Here is an 18,872-nt window from a genome sequence, read left to right on the forward strand (position 1 = left end):
CTAAACTTCTCCTCATGATCACGGGAACACAGATACGCGGCGCCCGCGCCATGACGGGCATGAGCATCGAGGAACTGGCCGCTGCATCCGGCCTTTCCGCAAAAATCATTTCGGCGCTCGAACAGGGCGAAGGCAGCGGCGAGCCGCAGGCCTTTCTCGCCGCCAAGCACGCGCTGGAGGCGGCCGGCATCATCTTCATCGCCAGCGGCAATCATGACGAAGGCGGCCCCGGCGTGCGCCTCAAGGCACGCGGCAACGGCGACGACGGCCTGCGGCCCGAGGAGCTCAACGCCACCAATGACGATTAATCCGGAACCAAACCGGTTCTGATGCGTTTTCCGCGCGCAATCAATGCGTTGAGGGAAAATCATCTTGAATCGTAACAGCAGTCTTTATTTCGTCATCGGCGCGCTCGTGGTCGTCGTCATCGGCCTCGGCGCCTATATTTATCGTGAAGAAAGCAAGCCTGAAGGCGTCGAGCTCAGCATCGGCCAGAACGGCATTTCCGTCGAGCAGAAGTAATCTTCAGAGATAGGCCTTGGTCAGGGCGGCGAGCTTTGCGCCGTCTCTGACACCCTGCCGGTAAAGCTGGATCATCACCGCGCCCAGGCGCTCGGCCTCCTGCGTGCGGCGGCCGACGCCGCGGTCCTCGCAGACTTCATCCAGGACATTGGAAATCACGTCGAGATCGTCCGAAAACAGCGGAAGGTCGCGCGGATGGATAGTCGTGTCGAGCATCGAGGCGGCACTTCCTGAAAGCCTGGGGCAGGATACCTGCAGCGGCAGATGAGATCGGGAACGCCTGCACTATGCGCGCGGATTTCACGCTTTGCAACTCTCTGAAATTTAGCGGGAACAAAGGGACATGCCCGGCGTTCGATGCCAGGTTCAAATCAGTACAAAGACCGTGTCATGAGTCAGAGAAGTTTCCCCTCCCCCGTTCGCGTCAAATCCGCAACCGCAGACCTCATCATCTCCACCGCCTGGGATGCCGTCGAGTTCCTGAAGCGCTGGCCGGGCAACCGCGGCCGCGAATACCGCATCGCCATGCAGCATTGCCTCGACGCGCTCGACGGCCTGATCAGCGCCAGCAAGGCGCGGCTTTCCTTCATCACCGCCGCCCGCATCGCCGGGCTGCTTGCCTAAGTCGAATCTGCCGGGTCAGTGCTTTCGAAGCGGCACGACCTCGGCCAGCCGCGGATGCAGGGCACCTTCGGTAATCGCCCTGCCACTGAGTTCGATGAGATACTCCCCGGCAAGCTCCGTCAGCGCTATCGCGACATCGCCTTCTGCCCATCCGGCCCTGACAGCCTCGTCCGTCAGCGCCTGAAACGCCTCGACAAGCCGCTCCCGCGAACCGTCCATCATCCTGCGACCGGTCATTGCTGTCCCTCCGCTGCGCCATCTGGCGTTTCGTCAGGATACGTGCGGTAGCGGCGAAAAGACGAGAACTATTCACAAAAGGTAGCGGCCAATTTTGGTGGGGTCGAGCGGACGCGCGTAGACGTGAAGCGTCCAGGCTGAGGGTCACCTAGTGAGACCTAGGTGGAAATTCTTGCTTTGCTCTGTTTTCCGTTGGGTCATCCCTGGCCCCAGGGATAGAGCGGCTTTAACCCGCCAATCCGTAGCAACGTAGCAGCGCTAGAAAACGTGTTGAAGAACTAGAAGCTAGAGTTGCAAGACTCGGCGACTAAGATCACCTTTTCCATGTAATATTTTGCGACGTGTAGGGAACGGACATGGCGTCGAATTTCGAAAGATACGAGAAAGATATTGAGCGCTTGGGGAAGTTTGGCGCGAAGCTTACCATGAGCCTCCAAAAGCTGACGCGCCCAAAAGATCCCGTCATACATGACTTCGCGCCTGAAGAGGTTGAGAACCTGCCGGACTTTGGTGCCAATTATCAAGCTTGGTATTCGGAGTCCTTAGCGTTGGTGAAGCAACTCATCCCCGAGCGCGAAGACGACTTCCGTAGCTACTACCAGCATAAAGGACAGCGCTCCACCATCATGTGGGCGAACTATACGATTAGCGATGCCCTGCGCGGTGTTCAAACCCATGCCGGGGTTACCCCTGCCGCCGCAATCCCAGCCATGTTCCAACAATTCAATATTATCAACGGTCTTCGGAATAGGTTCAGATCGTCACTGTATGACATAAGGACGCTTGTCCACGCCGACGTACTAGATGACGAACTGCACGCCGCCGAAGTGCTGAACACAAGCGGCTTTGTACGCGGCGCAGGCGCGGTTGCTGGTGTGGTTTTGGAAGGCCACCTTGGGGCGGTTTGTGCTCGTCACGGCTTGGCGATCAAGAAAAAGCATCCCACTATTTCAGACTTTTACCAAGCTTTGAAAGACGCTAGCGTTATCGATCTCGTGCAGTGGCGTTTCATCCAACACCTCGCGGATATTCGCAACAAATGCGATCACAAGGCGCCGACGGACCCGACAGCTACAGAAGTTGCAGAGTTGATCGAGGGCGTTCGCAAGATCACCAAGACAGTTATGTAGATCGGGATTGCAGTGGACTGATAAGGAAGGGATTACGTGTTTCTTGGGCCCATTCCGCGACCGGGCAGGAATTGGCTTCATTGAGTGGCAAGAAAAAATCGTGAGCTTTCCGTGCTCTTTTGTGGATCTTTTATCCTTTTCGTTCTCCTCTAGGCCATCTCGGCCCTTGGGGGAGAGAACGAAAACCCTTGGTGTTCAAGGGTTTAAATGGTCGGGGCGACAGGACTTGAACCTGCGACCCCTTGACCCCCAGTCAAGTGCGCTACCGGGCTGCGCTACGCCCCGACCTGCCTAAACGGCTTGCATCGTTTAGTTTTTCGACGGCTTGAATGCAAGCGGAAAAAGGATCTATCCGCTCAAAAAGCCGACAGTTGATTACGCCCTGGCGATCGAGACGGCGCCGGGCTTGGTTTCGACGCGGAAATCCGTGTAGCCGTCGGTTTCGGCGTGAGGTGTTTCGAAGGGCGTTGCGTGGGTCGTGGTGATGACGACGACGTCGGCGCCGGCGGCTTCACCGGCGAGAATGCCGGCGACGGCATCTTCGAAGACGAGGCAACGGGCCGGATCGACGCCGAGGCGCTTGGCGCCGAGGATGTAGCATTCCGGGCTCGGCTTGCCCGCCGAGACTTCCTCGCCTGTTACCATGACCTTCGGCAGCGGAATGCCGGCCGCCTTCAGGCGCTTGAAGGCGAGTTCGGCGGGGGCCGAGGTGACGATCGCCCAACGGTCGTCCGGCAGGCTCTTGACGAAATCGATGGCGCCGGGGATTTCGATGATGCCCTCGACATCCTCCATCTCGGCGTCGAGCAGCAGCTTTGCCTCATGGAAGGGATCGACGCCCGGCAGGCCGAGATTGCGGACGGTATCGGAGGCGCGAACGCCGTGCACGGTCTTCATGAACACCTCCGGCTCCAGGCCGTGGCGCTTTGCCCAGTCGCCCCAGACGCGCTCCACGACGGCGATCGAGTTCACCAGCGTGCCGTCCATGTCGAAGAGGAAAGCGTCGTAGTCTTTGCCGAAGATGTTCGAATTGGGCACTGCGTATTCCTTGTCTGCTAGGTGATTGGCGGGCGATGGTCCGGTTCAGCCGGTCTGCTTTTCCATCGGCCAGGTGTCCGAGAGGCGGTAGCCCGCGGGATAGGGGTCGGAGGGATCGAGCATCAGTTGCTGCGTTCCCGTCACCCAGGCGCGGCCGGAGATGATCGGCACGATACCGGGCTTGCCGCCGATATCGGCTTCGGAATCGATCGAGCAATGGAACTCGGAGCCGATGATCGAGCGGCCGGTGAATTTGTCGCCGACCTTCATATGACCCTTCGCATGCAGGACGGCCATGCGCGCCGAGCAGCCGGTGCCGGTCGGCGAGCGGTCGATCTTGCCCGGCCGGATGGCGACGGCATTGGCGCCGGTCAGGATGCCGTTCTCGACGGCGACGGGGGCTGCGAACTGGCAGAAGGAGATGTGGTCCCAGCCGCTGTTGACCGGGTGGACGAAGCCGAGCTGTTCGTTGGCGGCTTTGGTGATCTTCATGCCGAGTTCGGCGAGATCGCGGGCCTCGTGCGGGGCGATCGAGAAGCCGAGCGCATGGGCATCGACGATGACGAAGCTGTCGCCGCCATAGGCGGTATCGACGGTCAGCGTGCCGAGCCCCTCGACCTCCAGTTTCGCATCCAGCTTGTCTGCAAAGGAGGCGACGTTCTTGACGCTGATGCGCTCGGCCTTGCCGTTGCGGCAGGTGGCGGTGACCTCGATGAGACCGGCCGGCGGCTCGAGGATCATCTTCGTTTCCGGTTCCTGCATCGGGATGATGCCGGTATCGAGGAGCACGGTCGAAACGCAGATCGAGTTGGAGCCGGACATCGGCGGCGTGTCGGCGGGCTCCATGATGATCCAGCCCATCTGCGCCTTCGGGTTCTTCGGCGGCACCAGCAGGTTTACATGGCGGAAGACGCCGCCGCGCGGTTCGTTGAGCACGAAATTGCGCAGCGTCTCATCCGTGGCGATGAAGCGGGACTGATCCCAGACCGTGTCACCGGGCGGTGGCGCGACACCGCCGACGATCACATCGCCCACCTCGCCTTCGGCGTGGCAGGTAACGACATGGATGACCTTGGATGTTCTCATCGCCCCCAGCTCCTCTTCAAGCCTTCTGTCTAACCGTGGCAGCGGCGCTTGCCAAGGTCAGTAGCGGCCATCCGGGTGTGTCGCCTCGCGAACATTGGCGAGGCCGCGATTGGCATCCTTGCTGCCGGTCGCGGCCGCCGCCTCGAAGACGCGGGTGGCATCGCCATACATCTTGAGGTTCAGGTAGCAGTAGCCGCGCAGCACCATCAGGTCGATGGTTTCCTGCTTCAGCTGGGCGCGCTGGTCGAGATAGATCAGCGTTTCACGATAGCGCTTGGCGCCGTAGGCCGAGAGCGCGCGGTCGGCGAGGATCGCGACCTGCAGCTCGGCGGCGCGCTGGCGGTTCTGCGGCGCGCGGGTTGCGGAGACGGCGGCGTTGTTCGACAGGCCGGCGCGCAGATAGGCGAGGCTCTGGCCGTAAGCGGCATCTTCACGGTTCTGGCGCGCCGGGCTCTTCAGCGCCGTCTCGAAGGCGGCAATCGCCTCCATCGGACGGTTGAGATCCATCAGGCACCAGCCGCGGGTCAGCGCATCGCCGGGGCTCAGCATGCTGGCATCGATCGTCGTGGCGCAGCCGCGGGGGGCGCGTGCCGCCTGCTGAACGGCGGCGGGCCGGGACGGCTCGGCATCGTAGCTCGCAACCTGCGTGCGCTGGCGCTGAACCGGCTGCTGGTAGGCCTGCTGCTGTTGCACGGGCTGATACTGCTGTTGCACGGGCTGATACTGCTGTTGCACCGGCTGATATTGCTGCGGCGCCTGCTGGTACTGTTGCTGCTGCACCGGCTGCGGCGTGGGCGCCACGGCGACGGGTGCATCGGTCTGCGGCGCCTGGGTCGGGCCCGGCAGCGGCGCGGAGACGTTCGGCGTCAGCGACGAGGTGTCGTCGAGCGTGGCGATACGCTGCGAGCGGCCGGCCCAGAGCCTCTGGACTTCGGCAACGCCCTTGCGGTCGTTCAGCTGCTCGCGGGTGATCGCCAGACCATAAGCGGAAGGCTCGTCATCGGGCTTCCAGCGCAGCGCCGTTTCGAACCAGCGCGCGGCCGTCTGCGGCTGATTGAGCGAACGGGCATACCAGCCATATTGCTGGGCGGTCGGCACGTATTTCTGGGCGATGATCTCGGTCGCCATGCGGCCGAGCACGTCCTCGGTGATGTTGGCCGGCGGCTGCAGCGCCATCAGGTTGGCGGTGGCAGCCAGATAGGTGTCCATCGCGTCCTTGGAATCGTTGCGCCACTTGAACATGACGTCTTCGGCTTCCTGCGGCGCCTTGCGGTCGACCAGCGCCAGAGCGAGGCCTTCGGAGGCCGAGGCGCTGTCTTCCTTGGTGCGGGCGGCACGGAACCACTTTTCGGCATCGGTCGCATTCTGGCGGCGCAGCTGGTACCAGCCGAGCAGCAGCGCATCGGCCGGTTCGCCCTGGGCTTCGGCAAGTCTCTCGACGCGCGAGATGTAATCGGCAGCGATCGTCAGCTTGTCGTCGGCATTGCCTTCGGCGAGGAAGCGGCGGGCAAGGTCGTCACGAATGCTGTCGAACTCGCGCGCACCGCTGACGGCCGGCTGTTCGAGCGCCAGCAGCGACTGCATCGGCTGGTACGGGAGCACGGCTGCGGCCTTCTGGATGGTCGCCAGGCGCTCCTGCGGATTGGTGCAGTTCTTCAGGATATAGGTATAAGCGTCAATGCCGCGCTGCTGGCGTTCGGTATCGACGAAGGCTTCGGCGACGCGCCAGAGCACATCGATATCGCTGCAGGTCAGCAGGCTCGGCGTTGCGGCGCCGATATCGACGACGGTCGCATATTGCTTGAGATCGGATGCGTTGATCAGCCGGGCGCGGGCTTCGGCGACATCGAGGCGATCGAGCAGGTCGGCCGGCGGCTGCCAGGCGGGCTCGGCGGTCTGCCGGTTGGCGATCGCCGAACGCAGCTCGGCATAACGGCCCTCGGAATAGAGTTGCCACATGGTCTCGAGCTGCTTGTCGCCGCTCTGCGGTACGGCCAGCGGATCGGCCGGGGGAACCCAGTTCGGATAGAGCGCCTGAAGACGGGAGATTTCGGCCTGCAGACGCACCTTGTCGCCGCGGCTGGCGAAATAGCGCAACGCGCTTTCATCGACCTTCGGCTGTCCCTGGCTCTGCGGCTGCGCAGCAGGTGTTGCCGGTGCGGGCTGCGTCTGCTGTGCTGTCTCGACCGGAGTAGCATCGGCATTGACCGGTGCGGCCGGCGTCACGGTGACCGGCGGAACGGCCGAAACCGGCGCCTGTCCCTGCCCTTGCGCCTGCGTCTGGGCAGTCAGAACGGGCGCTGCAGCCTGCAGCCGGTCGGTGATCGCCTGAACGTCGACCTTCGGGTCAGCCGGCGCATCCGGACCCTTGATGCGCTCCATCAGCATCAGGTTCGGAGCGTTGTCTTCTTCACCAATCCCGAAGCGCTGCTGTAGCGCCGCGCGATCCTTCAGGCCGGTAATGACACCAGCCACGACGACTGCCGCGGAAATTGCAACGAGAGAGGACTTCACAGACACTCCGGATGTTTCTCCCCAACGAATGCCAGCCCGAGCAGCTGGAGGGTGGACGGATAGTAGAGCGCTGGCGAGAACTGCAGAGCTGATTCTGGCAGTTTCGTACCATGCACCACACAGGCCACAACATCGTTAACAATTCGATAACCAGCATCCGAAAGCGCCGCCTTCGGTTTACCAGTGGTGAGATCAATGGTGGCCGGAGCCCCGTCCACCGTCATGCCCTGCTGCAGCCGTCCGAAGAGCTCGGCATCGGTTACACCGGCCCGTGCAAGGTAGAGTGGGATGCGGATCGCGTTATAGGCAAACTCGGCATCGAAGCCCTCTGCCGGTGCCGGCATGCGCGCCAGGCTCACCCATTCGGCCGGCAGCTTGCGCGGGCCGAACTGCATGCTGCGCAACAGCGCCAGACCATCGTCGCTGAGCTTCTGCCATTGGTCGGAGGGCGCCAGCAGCGCCATGACCGGCAGCGCCTCGTAGATCCAGTAGGATGGGTTGATGACCGGACCATCCTTGCGGCCGGGCGGCATGAAACCTTCAACGCCGGGCATCAGCAGCGTGCGGCCGCCGGATTGAACGACGGCTTCGGTCAGCAGCGAATGCGCCATCTTGGCCGCCGCCTCGATATATTCGGGCTTCTTCCAGGCAGCACCGGCAAGCGCCAGCGCATAGGCGATCAAGAGGTCGCCGTCGGAGGCGTTGTTGATGTCTGTGACGTGCGGTTTGGAATTCGGATCCCATTTCCAGACGGCCAGCCCGTCGTTACGCAACAAGAGCTCGGTGCGGGTGAAGTACCAGATCTGCTCGAAATCGGAGGGGCTGTTGGCGAGGTAGGAAAGCAGCAGGCCATAGCCCTGCCCTTCGCTGTGGCTGATATTGCCGTTGCCGTTATCGATGACGCGGCCGGTCTGATCGAGGAATTGCGTCTTGTAGGCCGCCCAGGCCTGCGGAGCGACCAGAACCTGTTGTGCCGCGGCTGGCTGCCACAACAGGTTGAGGGCAACGACGCCCGCCATCAGCCGCGTCGCGATCCCCCTCATTTTCCTCGTCCCAATCTGCCGAGCATGCTCGATGTCGCGACGCCGATCAGCATCGACAGGACGACCAGCAGGAAGGCGTAGGAGAGAATGTTGGTCGACAGCCAGTTGGCGGCGATCAGGCGATAATTGGCGATCGTCCAGGTCTGCGACGGCACGAAATCGAAGCGCGTCACCGGGACGCTTTCGACCTTGCCCGTCTTCGACGAATAGGTGGTGATGTGGCCTGATATCTGCGGCCAGTTGGCCTGAGAGGTCAGCGCTTCGGCGCCTTCGCGCAGATCCTTTGCCGAGGGCGCGGTGACCAGCGTCCAGGTGCCGCTGCCTTCAGGGCTCGTGCCCTGCGCCACCATCATCGTTGCGACATTCGACGGGGCGAAGACTTCTTCGGCGCCCGGCACGAATTGCAGCGAGCTCAGCGAAATGTCGAAGTTGCGGCGCATCCATTCCTGGAAAGCGGTGACCTGCCCCTTCCAGGCGCCGCCGCTGACCTTCGAACGCCATTCGTCGAAGGCGGCGTTGGTGTCGGGTGCTGCTGCGCCGGTATCGGGCACGGGACGCCAGGAGGCCTGGCTGGCGGTCGCGACATTGACCTGCGACAGCGCAGTCGCCGGAAGCTGCGAGATCGAGCCGATGAACATCGCGTCGCGGTCGCCGATCGTGCTCGGCGATGCCGAGGTTTCGATATCGATCGGGTGACCGGCCATGCTCGCCATCTGGCCGAGCAGCGTTGCCGCAGCGGAGAGCGTGTCGGCATCGGCGCGGTCCAGGAACAGCGGCATCGGCGCGGTCAGGCGGCCATAGGGATAGGCAGTGCCGGCCATTGCCGCGAGGTTCGGCCGTTGTCCGACGCGGGCGAAATCCGGCATGTGGAATTCGGTCGTATCGAAGAGCGCGAAACGCGGCGTGCCACCGGCCGTCGAGCCGGGCGCGCAGGCTGCGTCTTCCTTTGTCTGCAGGATCGCTTCGAGCGCCAGCTCGTTCAGGCCCGGCTTGAAATGCCGCATCGTGACGCGGATCGGCAGATGGCGCAGGATACCGCCGCCGGTCGAAGTGATCGGCACGGTCGAGGCGATGTTGCCGTTGACATAGATGTCGATATGGCTGCCGGGGAGAACGTTCTCCGTATAGGCGGCATCGAGCAGCACGGTCGCTTCGCCATAGGCATTGGCATAGAAATCGGCGGGAACGGCGACGTTGAAATCGGTGCGGAAGCGGCGGCCGGAGAATTCAGTGGTCTTGACGCCGAGCTTCTGGAAGCTGAGGCGCGTGTCCTCGAAGAGCAACGGGGCATCCGGCGCCGTCCAACGCTGCGTCGTCAGCACGTCACGGCGTACATCGGGCGAACGGTCGGTCGGCTGAACGATCGTATCGATCGCCTGCGAGATCGCCGGCCAGGACGGGCCGCTGATCAAGAGCACTGTCGAGCCCGTCCGCGGATCGGTCGCGAAGGTGGCGAGCGGCGCCGACTGGACGGCCGGGGGCAGCGCCGGGAAGTAAGGCGCGAGCTCGGCAGGCGTGCCGACCAGGACGGTGAGCTTGCCGGCGCCACCGGTCGGCAAGCGATCGGCGCTGAAGGAGAAGGTCTGGTTCGGCATGCCGCTGAGAACGGACAGGCCCTGCGTCAGGCGCAGCAGCGGCTTCGTCGTACCCGGCTGCTCGAGCGCCGGGACCAGTAGATCGAATTCGGTTTTGCCTGCGCCATCGACGCCGATCGCGCGGATCGCATCGGTGCTCGACAGGCGCGCGGCATCCTGCCCGGCAAAGCTGAAATAGGTCTGCGACGGATCGATATTAGACCACAGCTCATAGGTGGACTGGATGCTGCAGTCGGTGCGGTGACGCTGGTTGGTCTCGAAGGTCAGCAGATTGGCGCCCGGCTGCAGCAGCCCGCGCGGCACATCGAAGCTGACGGAGGACTGACTGTCGGGCGAGCCCACCTGCTGCTGGCCGACCGGCCGGTTGTTGATCAGCACGGTGATCTGCGAGGCCTCGGGGGCGACGACGATCGAGTTCTGGTAGGCGAAGTTGAACTTTGCCGGGGCAGCCGCCTGCTCGGGCGTCAGATAGACGGACCAGGACTTGCGGTCATATTCGCCTTCCAGGCCGAACTTGGCGGCAGGCACGACATAGCGCACGACATTGCCGGCTGCACGGGCGGTGGCTGCCGCATCCGGCGTCGCAGGCGTCTGTTGCGGCTGCGCTGCGGGCTGCTGTGCGGCGACGGGCGACGCGGGAACCGGGGATGCCGGGACAGGTGCCGGAGCGGCCGCGGGCTGCGACAGGACCGGCGGTGTTGCCGGAACCGCGGGAACGGGTGCAGGCTGCGCAGCGACGGGTGCGGCCGGGACAGGTGCGGCGGGAGCCGGCGCCGGCTGAGCCGGGGCCGCAGCAGGCTGCTGGGCCGGAACCGTCATTCGCGGCACCATCGGCTGCAGGCCGGCCGGACGCTCGCCGGACATGTCGAAGGGTGCGGGCGCCTGCGCGGTCTGCGCATAGGCGATCGCCGAGGCACTGAGAAGCAGAGCGGAGGCAGCGGCAAGCTTCTTCATCAGCCGTTCGCCTTTGCCGTCTGTTGCTGTTGCTGCTGTTGCGCCTCGCGCTCCGGCCGCATGCTGCGGAAGAAATACACCAGGCCGCGGCTGGTCTGGTAGAAGGACAGGCCGAGGAACCAGATGGTGCCGCGGATGAGGCCCGGGTTGCGGCGGCGGCTCTGCTGGAATTGCGTCCACTGGTCCGAGTTCGCAAACATCAGGTCGGCGATCAGACGGTGGTCGAGAGCGTTCTTCGGAACATACTGGCAGCCGACCATGGTGATGTCGCCCGAAGGCTCCATGTTGCGGACGATGAGCGGCAGGGTTTCGAGATCGGCGCCGCTATAGGGGCGGAAGCGGATTTCGCCCTCGGCCCCGACGGTCATCTGATCGAGCTGCTTGTTGAAGACATGCAGGCGGGCGCCGTGGACGGAGACGTCCTCGATCGAGGCCGTGTACCATTTGCCGTTGACCCCGAGCTCGCAGCGGCGGTTGACGCGCACGCGCCGCGACGAGGAGCGCTCGCCGCGCTCGGAGACGACGCCCAACGCACAGCCGGCCATGATCAGGTTGATGATGTTCCAGCCGCCGACGACGAGCGTCACGTCGGCCTTATAGGGCTCGGCATAGATGCGGTAGATGGTGATGATCAAGGCGATGATCTGCACGGCGAAGATGACGAAGAACGGACGGCTGATTTCCGACAGCCGGCTGACGGCGATCGACTCGTCCTTCGCCGTCACCTTGAAGGTCGGCTTACGCGGATTGAGCATGACCGAGACGACGGCGGGCAGAAGGTGGACCGTCTGCACATATTCGTAGAGCTCGGAGATCCAGGGCCAGCGGAACGAACCGTAGAGGTAATTCTGCATCATCAGGTTCACGAGCATGTAGGCCAGCGTATAGGCCAGGAACTCGCCACCGGATGCGGTGAAGATTTCGAGATCGAAGAACAGGTAGAAGAGCGGCGCGAACAGGAAGATCGTGCGCGGGAACGGGAACAGCCAGAACAGCGTCGACGACATGTAGCACAGACGCTGCGGGATCGTCAGGCCGCGCTTCAGGAGCGGGAAGCGGAAGCGCAGGATCTGCATCATGCCCTGCGCCCAGCGGCTGCGCTGGCCGATGAAGCTGGCGAAGGTGGCGGGCTGCAGGCCGGCGATCAGCGGCTTGTCGACATAGATCGAGTTCCAGCCGGTGCCGTGCAGCGCCAGCGCCGTTTCGCAGTCTTCGGTGATGCTGATACCGGAGAAGCCGCCCTGGCTTTCCAGCGCCTTGCGGCTGAGAACGGCTGCGGAGCCGCAGAAGAAGGCGGCATTCCACTTGTCGAGACCGCGCTGGATGATGCCGTAGAACATCTCGTTCTCGCTCGGCATGTTGTCGAAAGTGCGCAGGTTGCGCTCCAGCGGATCGGGATTGATGAAGAAGTGCGGCGTCTGCACCAGGAAGAGCTTCGGGTCGTCGTCGAAATAGCCGACGGTCTCCAGCAGGAAGTCGCGGGCCGGCGCGTGGTCGGCGTCGAAGACGGCGATCAGTTCGCCGGTCGAGTGCTTCATGCCGTTGTTGAGGTTACCGGCCTTGGCATGCTCGTTGCGGTCGCGGGTCAGGTATTTGACGTCGAGATCTTCGCAGAGCTGCTTCAGTTCGGCGTGGCGCGCGACTGCGGCCTGTGCCTCGACGAGCTTGTTGGAATTGCGCTTCTGCAGCGTACCGCCGTCATCGAGCAGCCAGACATGCAGCTTCTCTTTCGGATAGTCCATCGCCTTCGCAGCGGCCAGCGTGTTGGCGAGCAGGTGGGCGTCTTCGTTGTAGGAGGGAACGAAGACGTCGACATGCGGGAAGCGCTCCTCGCGCGCAGCACGCGACGGGCGCGGCGGCAGCGGGGTGGCGACGATGAAAAGGCTGAGCGCCAGCATCGCCACCGAATACATTTCGGCGAGATAAAGCAGCAGGCCGGGGATGAAGTTTTCCAGCTGGTTGACCGGCGGGAGCGTATTGGTCGTGCGCCAGTAGACGTAGCGCAGAACGATCGCCGTGCCGAAGGCGAGCGCGATCAGGCGCCAGGTCCCCTCGCCCTTCATCACCTTGATGATCGCCATGATGGTGACGACGGTGATGCTGGCGATGAGCTGGGTCTGCAGGTTCACCGGCAGCGTGATCAGCGCAATCGTGCAGAGCGAGACAACCGCCCATATCAGGATGCTTCGGGCCTTATGCATCGACGTTCCTTCGAAATGACAGAACCGGGCCATAAGGCCCGGGCATGCAAGTCTATCTCCGGCAGGCGGCCGTCATGGCCGCATCGCCTATGCAGTCTGGCGAGGGCACGGCGACACCGCCTGCCCGCGCGGATTGTTGTGCCGGAGCCGCCGGCTGCGCGGGACTGCCCGGAGCAACCATCTGCGAGCTCTGTTGCGGCGCATCCGGCAGCGGCACACGCGGCCCGACGGGCGGCGCCTGCTGCACGACCGGCTGCGGTGCCACGGCGGGCTGTGGCCGCGTGACGACGGCACGGCGCACGGTGGCGCGGTTGACAGCCTGCGGCGCCGGTTCATAACCGAGCGGCATCGACATCTGGCGATAGCCGCCCTCATCCGGATAGATCGGCGTGCCGGCCTGACCGAGCGTCGGGTCGGCGCCGCGAACGTCGCCGTAGGGGTTCCAGATTTCGCCGTTCAGCGTGCCGGTGATCGTGTAGCCATACATGACGGCGAGCAGCTGGCGCTCGCTGGCGCGGGCATCGCAAAGCCGGAGCTTCACCTGGATCATGCCGAAATTGCGGGTCTGCGTATGCGCGGCGCGGCTGGAGCGGATTTGCTGCCAGCCATAGATGCAGGTATCGCCACCGCGGCTGCGGCCGGAAGCGTAGGAGAACGGGCCGTAGCTGTTCTGCAGGAAGGTCGTGTTGCGCGCCATGGCAACGCCGGGCACGGAAGCGAAGGCTTCGCGCGACATGCCGGTTTCGCTGAACATCCTGTAGCCGGCGCTTCCGGTATCCGGATTGGAGCCGCTGGCGCCCAGGAACTGCACCTTCATGAAATTCTGGCCGGGAACCGAGGACGACGTGAAGAGCGACAGCGTCTGCTCGACGCCATTGCCGCGCTTGGTCTCGACGACGCTGACGATCGACGGCCCGCCGGGCGGCGGCATGACCAGCGCCTTTTCGCTGGCAATGGCTTCCGGGCCGGACGGCTGCTTGACGCTGCCGCTCGTTGTACTGCAGCCGGCCATTACGCCCGCCACCGCAACGATCGATATCAGATTCAGCAAACGCATTCAGGGAGCCGCCGTTATCGTCTTTCCTGTTCCCCAAAACGGGAAAATTCGCCCAGCGGTTTCTCGAATCAACAAGCCGCCAGCATTCAGGATGGAATAAACGCCGCTTATGGTTAATCACTTATTAACGGGGTACGCAGAGATCGCGGGCAAAAGGTCTCAGCAGCGACCATCGGGAAAGGCTAAGCCGCGGATGCGCCATCCGTTTTAGTAAGGACTCAATTACTATCATTGCGCTTGCCGGTTGAAATGCGCCCCTGCCGCTCGCACATTGACATATGGCAGGAGGAAGAGTGGAGGAGTGAATGAACGCGGTGACAGAACGCGGGATACACGATCCGGTCGCGCCCGAAGAGGTCGATGTGCTTCAGGCCGTCTTCGATACGGTGGCGGCCGAGCGCCAGCTTCACAAGCAGAGTGTGGAGGCGCTGGATGTCGCCCGCAGTGTCATTCACTTCTATTTCGACGGCATCCAGGACTACGATACGCTGCTCGCGATGATGCGCGTAGAGCTTGCCGCCCGCTGAGATCGGGCGGCTGATTTGGGAACAACGAACTTTCCGCCACGTTTCCATGACGGCTGGGTAGGAAAAGGAGTTTATCCCATGCGCAAGATCATGCTGGCCACGGCCGCCGCACTGCTGACGGTTAGCTCTGCTGCCTTCGCGCAGAGCACCGTAATCGTCACCGATCCGGCTCCCACCGGTGCGATCGTCCTTCCGGGCGAAGTCCGCACCTATGTGATGGAGCAGCAGACGCCTTCGGTCGTCTATGATGGCGATGTGGTCGTCGGCACGACACTGCCCGATACCGTCGAAGTCCATACCGTCCCCAATATGGATGGCTATGCCTATACCGTGGTCAATGACCGCCGTGTGATCGTGGAACCGCAGACGCACCGCGTCATCCAGGTTCTCGAGTAGACCGGCGTGTGTCACAAGACCGCGGAGAGAAAGGGGCGAGACCTGGAGGTCCCGCCCCTTTCCTCGTTCATGAGGACACTGTTTCCACGACCTTCCGCTCGCTCGACGGCGTTTCATCACTCGCCAAACTGGCCAAGTGATCGGCAAGCCTCAGCGCCAGAGCGATGGCCGGCAGCGTCGGATTGGCCTGTCCACCCGTCGGAAAGACACTGCTGCCGGCGACATAGAGATTGCCGACATCGTGCACCCGACAATCGGCGTTCACCACGCCGCTGCCGGGATCATCCGACATGCGGGTCGAGCCGATCTGGTGGTAGCCGTCGAGTGCCTGATCCCTGACGGCATCGTGCCGCTCGTCACAGCGGTGGATGTAATCGAGATGACCGAGCTTCTCGCGCCGCAGCCACCGATCAATGATCTCGTGGGAGCGGACGATGGAATCGAAATCCTGCATGCCGAACCGCAGGTCTATTTCGAGACCGGCCGCTTTCCCCTCGACTTGCGTCCGTAGCCGGACGATGCTTTCGGCATTCGGCGCCTGCTCGGCGTGATAGCGCAGCAGATAGCGGCGGCGCGGATTGCGCACCGCGCCCGCCGCCCGCCGGAAGCGCCGCAGCAGCATGTCGAATAGCGTCCGCGCCGCACCCGGGATAACGGCGACATCGTTGCGGATGTTGCGCCAGTGGGCGCGGTAGAGGCGCTGCGGCGTGATCGACGTAGCAGGCGCCAGGCCACGGGCAATGCGCGGGTAGAGGCCGGTCAGCGCGAAGATCAGATAGACCAGCGACAGCGCGCCGCTGCCATGGCTGGGATCCGCGATCGAAAGGCTCTCCAGCCAATAGGCGGCATTGAGCAATCCGTTCGCCGCCTGCACCGGGGGATCGATCATCAGGCGCTGGCGAACGATATCGCCGCCGCTCGCCTTGCGAAACCAGAGCAGGTCCTCGGTCTCGACATTGTTGAATTCGATGACGCCGAGATAGCCGGTCAAATGTCCTGCATAGAAGCGTCCGAGCGGTCCTTCCCGTCCACCGAATTTCTCCGGATGCCTCTCCTGCGCGGCCAGCAAAAGCCGGGTGTTTTCGAGACCGCCTGCCGCGAGTGCGTAGCGGCCGGCCCGCAGGTCCCTCCGGCCCTCCGATGTCAGCAGTTCCAGCCCCTCGATATCTCCATCGCCGGAGACCATCATGGCGCTGACGCGCGCATTGGTGATCACCGTGATACCGGCGGCGGCGACCAGGCGCTCGCGATATCTGCCGCCGAGATCAGGCTCCGGCGCCCAATGCTCCAGCGAATCCATTCGCACGTCGCCTTCGACTCGCGACTTCATCACCGAAGCCCTGGGATCGCAGCCGAGAAAATTCAGGGCATCGGGATAGTAGGGTTGCAGCGCGTCAGCCGGGATCGGCCAGCCCGACATCGGGACGTGGCTGCGCCTTCCGAAATCCAGCGGATCGAGTGCCACGCAGCGGCCGCCCCAAAGCCGCGACGTGCCGCCGATGCCACTTGCGACCGAGGCCGCGCTTTCGACGTGATGACCGTTGGTGAAATGGACGGGACCGGGTGCGATATCGCCACCACTGCCGTCAGCGGAACCTGCCTCGACAATCGCTACGGAAAGACCGCGTTCGGCGCAGCGGAAAGCCAGCGAAAGGCCGACCGGACCGGCACCGACGATGCATATGTCAGATGAAGGTAATGCCCCGGCAGCGCCGTCTATAATCATCCAGAATTCCCCGTGCCGGATGGCTTACGGGGAGTTAGCTAGAAGCAAGGGCCATTGAAACAAGGGCAAAAGCGACTTCCGTCAGCGTACCTGGTCGAGCAGGCGCTTGCATTCCAGGAGGTCGTAGAGCGCTTCCTGGAGCAGCGCGCGGTCTTCCTTGCCGACGCTCGACTTGCCGATCGAGACCTCGCCCTGCTCATCCTCGCCAGCGACGAAATTGAAGAAGCGGCGGGTGATCGGCGCCTTGGCGCGGCCGACGAGCTGGTCTTCATCGGCCATGCTGACGCGGGGTTCGGAGGACGAAGAGCCACCACCATCCTTGGAGCTCGCCGCCAGCGCCTCCACGCTTGCGAGATCGCCATGGGCGACGGAGACGACAAACTTGTTGCCGTTGGTCTTCAGGAGCTTCTGCACGCCCTTGATCGTGTAGCCGTGATCATAGAGCAGATGACGTATGCCCTTCAGCAGATCCACATCTTCAGGGCGATAATAACGGCGTCCGCCGCCACGCTTCATCGGCTTTATCTGCGGAAAACGAGTTTCCCAGAAGCGCAAGACGTGCTGCGGCAGATCAAGATCATCCGCAACTTCGCTGATGGTTCGAAAAGCATCAGGGCTCTTGTCCAACGTCCTACTCCCTACGCGACCTCGGTGGCGGTCCAATCCGCGACTCATCATATTTCAACGGTTTGAACCGCCGAATTCAAGTCACGTCTTCGGGTTCCCACAGTTCGCGGGCAATGACATCAATGATTTATCGATTAGGCAGAGCCGATGGAACGGGCTCAGGAGGCCGGATTTGCAGGCTTCTGCTTGACCTTGCGCAGCGTGTGAGCCTTGAGAATCCTGGTCTTCAGGACGTTCGACGCCTTGAAGGTCATGACGCGGCGCGGCGAGATCGGCACTTCTTCGCCGGTCTTCGGGTTGCGGCCGATACGCTCGTTCTTGTCGCGCACCTGGAAGGTCGCGAAGGAGGAGAGCTTGACCGTCTCTCCACGGACGATGGCGTTGCAGATTTCGTCAATGACGGTTTCGACGAGTTCGGCGGACTCTGTTCGAGAGAGACCAACCTTCCGGAAAACTGATTCCGCCAAGTCTGCTCGCGTCACTGTCTTTCCGGTCATGGTTTCCCCGCCCAAGCTGCAAAATATCTTATGAAAGCGAGCAAAGACTATTTGTCTTGCGCCTTACGGTCAAGCTCTTGTTCGTCGTCAGTTTTTTGCGATTTGCAGCACTACCAGCGCAGCAGCACGGCGCCCCAGGTGAAGCCGCCGCCCATGGCCTCGAGCATGACGAGATCGCCCTTCCTGATGCGTCCGTCACCGGCTGCAACGGCAAGCGCCAGCGGAATGGAAGCCGCCGAGGTGTTGCCATGCAGATCGACGGTGATGACGACCTTTTCTGGGGCGATGTTCAGCTTCTTGGCCGAACCATCGATGATGCGTCGATTTGCCTGGTGGGGGACCAGCCAATCGAGATCGTCAGACGTCGTGCCGGTGGCGTCGAAAGCCGCCTGGATGACGTCGGTGATCATGCCGACCGCATATTTGAAAACTTCGCGGCCTTCCATGCGCAGCTTGCCGACGGTGCCGGTGCTCGACGGGCCGCCATCGACGAAGAGCTTGTCCTTGTGCGAGCCATCCGAACGCAGATGCGCGGTCAGAACGCCGCGATCCGAGGTCTTGCCCTCGCCTTCGGAGGCTTCGAGAACGAGCGCGCCGGCACCATCGCCGAAGAGCACGCAGGTGGTGCGGTCATTCCAGTCGAGAATGCGCGAGAAGGTCTCCGCGCCGATGACGAGAACGCGCTTGGCGAGGCCACCGCGGATATAGGCGTCAGCCGTGGTGACGGCATAGACGAAACCGGTGCAGACAGCCTGAACGTCGAAGGCGAAGCCATGGCTCATGCCGAGACGGTTCTGGATGTTCACCGCCGTTGCCGGGAAGGTGTTGTCAGGCGTCGAGGTCGCACAGATGATCAGGTCGATATCGGCGGGCGTCAGGCCGGCATTATCGAGTGCTGCGCGTGCGGCCTGCTCGCCGAGCGACGACGTCGTCTCGCCCTCGCCTGCGACATAGCGCTGGCGGATGCCGGTACGCTGGACGATCCACTCGTCCGACGTGTCAACGACATCTTCCATGTCGCGGTTGGTCATTACGCGTTTCGGAAGTGCGGCTCCGAACCCGCGAACCACTGAACGGATCATTCTTGCTAAACCCCGT

General features: G+C 63.0%; 19 protein-coding genes and 1 tRNA gene. 6 read left to right on the top strand and 14 right to left on the bottom strand.

Annotation, left to right across the window (positions count from 1 at the left end):
• The first annotated feature begins 14 nt into the window (after nucleotides 1-14).
• Nucleotides 15-308: a helix-turn-helix domain-containing protein gene (locus tag ACODR6_RS00070; protein ID WP_112718735.1), complete on the top strand. Its 294-nt coding sequence runs from the start codon at nucleotides 15-17 to the stop codon at nucleotides 306-308.
• 64 nt (nucleotides 309-372) lie between these two features.
• Nucleotides 373-522: a hypothetical protein gene (locus ACODR6_RS00075; protein WP_165402739.1), complete on the top strand. Its 150-nt coding sequence runs from the start codon at nucleotides 373-375 to the stop codon at nucleotides 520-522.
• A gap of 3 nt (nucleotides 523-525) precedes the next feature.
• Here the strand turns inward: ACODR6_RS00075 and ACODR6_RS00080 are convergent, their stop codons facing one another.
• The gene (locus tag ACODR6_RS00080; protein WP_112718736.1) at nucleotides 526-738 is read right to left on the bottom strand and encodes a hypothetical protein; all 213 of its coding nucleotides are present in this window, start codon (nucleotides 736-738) and stop codon (nucleotides 526-528) included.
• Nucleotides 739-912: 174 nt separating this feature from the next.
• Between ACODR6_RS00080 and ACODR6_RS00085 the strand changes: the two genes are divergently transcribed.
• Nucleotides 913-1,146 (top strand): DUF982 domain-containing protein, encoded by a 234-nt coding sequence (locus ACODR6_RS00085; protein ID WP_199628785.1) that lies wholly within the window; start codon nucleotides 913-915, stop codon nucleotides 1,144-1,146.
• A 15-nt stretch (nucleotides 1,147-1,161) separates the two neighbouring features.
• Here ACODR6_RS00085 and ACODR6_RS00090 read toward each other — a convergent pair whose 3' ends face one another.
• A complete protein-coding gene (locus tag ACODR6_RS00090; protein WP_199628786.1) occupies nucleotides 1,162-1,383 on the bottom strand; it encodes a hypothetical protein in 222 nt (73 codons plus the stop codon).
• A gap of 356 nt (nucleotides 1,384-1,739) precedes the next feature.
• Between ACODR6_RS00090 and ACODR6_RS00095 the strand changes: the two genes are divergently transcribed.
• On the top strand, nucleotides 1,740-2,513 hold the full coding sequence (locus ACODR6_RS00095) for a hypothetical protein (RefSeq protein WP_203429122.1): 774 nt from the start codon (nucleotides 1,740-1,742) through the stop codon (nucleotides 2,511-2,513).
• 208 nt (nucleotides 2,514-2,721) lie between these two features.
• Here ACODR6_RS00095 and ACODR6_RS00100 read toward each other — a convergent pair.
• The 8 genes from ACODR6_RS00100 to bcsN all read right to left on the bottom strand — a co-directional run bounded on the left by ACODR6_RS00100 (nucleotide 2,722) and on the right by bcsN (nucleotide 14,001).
• Nucleotides 2,722-2,798, bottom strand: a tRNA-Pro gene (locus tag ACODR6_RS00100).
• A 90-nt stretch (nucleotides 2,799-2,888) separates the two neighbouring features.
• A complete protein-coding gene (locus ACODR6_RS00105; protein ID WP_130282880.1) occupies nucleotides 2,889-3,500 on the bottom strand; it encodes an HAD family hydrolase in 612 nt (203 codons plus the stop codon).
• Between the two features lie 96 nt (nucleotides 3,501-3,596).
• The gene (locus ACODR6_RS00110) at nucleotides 3,597-4,637 is read right to left on the bottom strand and encodes a trans-3-hydroxy-L-proline dehydratase (RefSeq protein WP_489019914.1); all 1,041 of its coding nucleotides are present in this window, start codon (nucleotides 4,635-4,637) and stop codon (nucleotides 3,597-3,599) included.
• Nucleotides 4,638-4,694: 57 nt separating this feature from the next.
• Nucleotides 4,695-7,151: a cellulose synthase gene (locus ACODR6_RS00115; protein ID WP_489020692.1), complete on the bottom strand. Its 2,457-nt coding sequence runs from the start codon at nucleotides 7,149-7,151 to the stop codon at nucleotides 4,695-4,697.
• Nucleotides 7,148-8,194: a family 8 glycosyl hydrolase gene (locus ACODR6_RS00120; RefSeq protein ID WP_413709238.1), complete on the bottom strand. Its 1,047-nt coding sequence runs from the start codon at nucleotides 8,192-8,194 to the stop codon at nucleotides 7,148-7,150. Before ACODR6_RS00120 ends, ACODR6_RS00115 begins: the two co-directional genes overlap by 4 nt.
• Entirely contained in the window at nucleotides 8,191-10,743 is a 2,553-nt protein-coding gene (locus tag ACODR6_RS00125) for a cellulose biosynthesis cyclic di-GMP-binding regulatory protein BcsB (protein WP_489019916.1), read from the bottom strand. Before ACODR6_RS00125 ends, ACODR6_RS00120 begins: the two co-directional genes overlap by 4 nt.
• A complete protein-coding gene (gene bcsA, locus ACODR6_RS00130) occupies nucleotides 10,743-12,944 on the bottom strand; it encodes a UDP-forming cellulose synthase catalytic subunit (RefSeq protein ID WP_112718827.1) in 2,202 nt (733 codons plus the stop codon). The genes ACODR6_RS00125 and bcsA overlap by 1 nt, the downstream gene beginning before the upstream one ends.
• Before the next feature lie 52 nt (nucleotides 12,945-12,996).
• Nucleotides 12,997-14,001 (bottom strand): cellulose biosynthesis protein BcsN, encoded by a 1,005-nt coding sequence (gene bcsN, locus ACODR6_RS00135; protein ID WP_489019919.1) that lies wholly within the window; start codon nucleotides 13,999-14,001, stop codon nucleotides 12,997-12,999.
• 305 nt (nucleotides 14,002-14,306) lie between these two features.
• On the opposite strand from bcsN, the gene ACODR6_RS00140 reads away from it, so the two are divergent.
• Complete coding sequence (locus ACODR6_RS00140; RefSeq protein ID WP_489019921.1) at nucleotides 14,307-14,528, top strand: hypothetical protein; 222 nt, start codon at nucleotides 14,307-14,309, stop codon at nucleotides 14,526-14,528.
• 78 nt (nucleotides 14,529-14,606) lie between these two features.
• Nucleotides 14,607-14,924, top strand: a complete 318-nt coding sequence (locus ACODR6_RS00145) for a DUF1236 domain-containing protein (RefSeq protein WP_112718745.1) — start codon at nucleotides 14,607-14,609, stop codon at nucleotides 14,922-14,924.
• A gap of 67 nt (nucleotides 14,925-14,991) precedes the next feature.
• On the opposite strand, the gene ACODR6_RS00150 is transcribed toward ACODR6_RS00145, so the two are convergent.
• The 4 genes from ACODR6_RS00150 to ACODR6_RS00165 all read right to left on the bottom strand — a co-directional run bounded on the left by ACODR6_RS00150 (nucleotide 14,992) and on the right by ACODR6_RS00165 (nucleotide 18,856).
• Nucleotides 14,992-16,650 (bottom strand): GMC oxidoreductase, encoded by a 1,659-nt coding sequence (locus ACODR6_RS00150; protein ID WP_489019923.1) that lies wholly within the window; start codon nucleotides 16,648-16,650, stop codon nucleotides 14,992-14,994.
• A gap of 81 nt (nucleotides 16,651-16,731) precedes the next feature.
• Nucleotides 16,732-17,325 carry a MerR family transcriptional regulator gene (locus ACODR6_RS00155; RefSeq protein WP_112718747.1) on the bottom strand — a complete coding sequence of 198 codons (594 nt, stop codon included), beginning with the start codon at nucleotides 17,323-17,325 and terminating at the stop codon, nucleotides 16,732-16,734.
• 110 nt (nucleotides 17,326-17,435) lie between these two features.
• Nucleotides 17,436-17,774 (bottom strand): integration host factor subunit alpha, encoded by a 339-nt coding sequence (locus ACODR6_RS00160; RefSeq protein WP_112718748.1) that lies wholly within the window; start codon nucleotides 17,772-17,774, stop codon nucleotides 17,436-17,438.
• Nucleotides 17,775-17,884: 110 nt separating this feature from the next.
• Nucleotides 17,885-18,856, bottom strand: a complete 972-nt coding sequence (locus ACODR6_RS00165; protein ID WP_489019926.1) for a beta-ketoacyl-ACP synthase III — start codon at nucleotides 18,854-18,856, stop codon at nucleotides 17,885-17,887.
• Nucleotides 18,857-18,872: the final 16 nt, after the last annotated feature.

Source organism: Rhizobium sp. FG96, assembly GCF_057808655.1.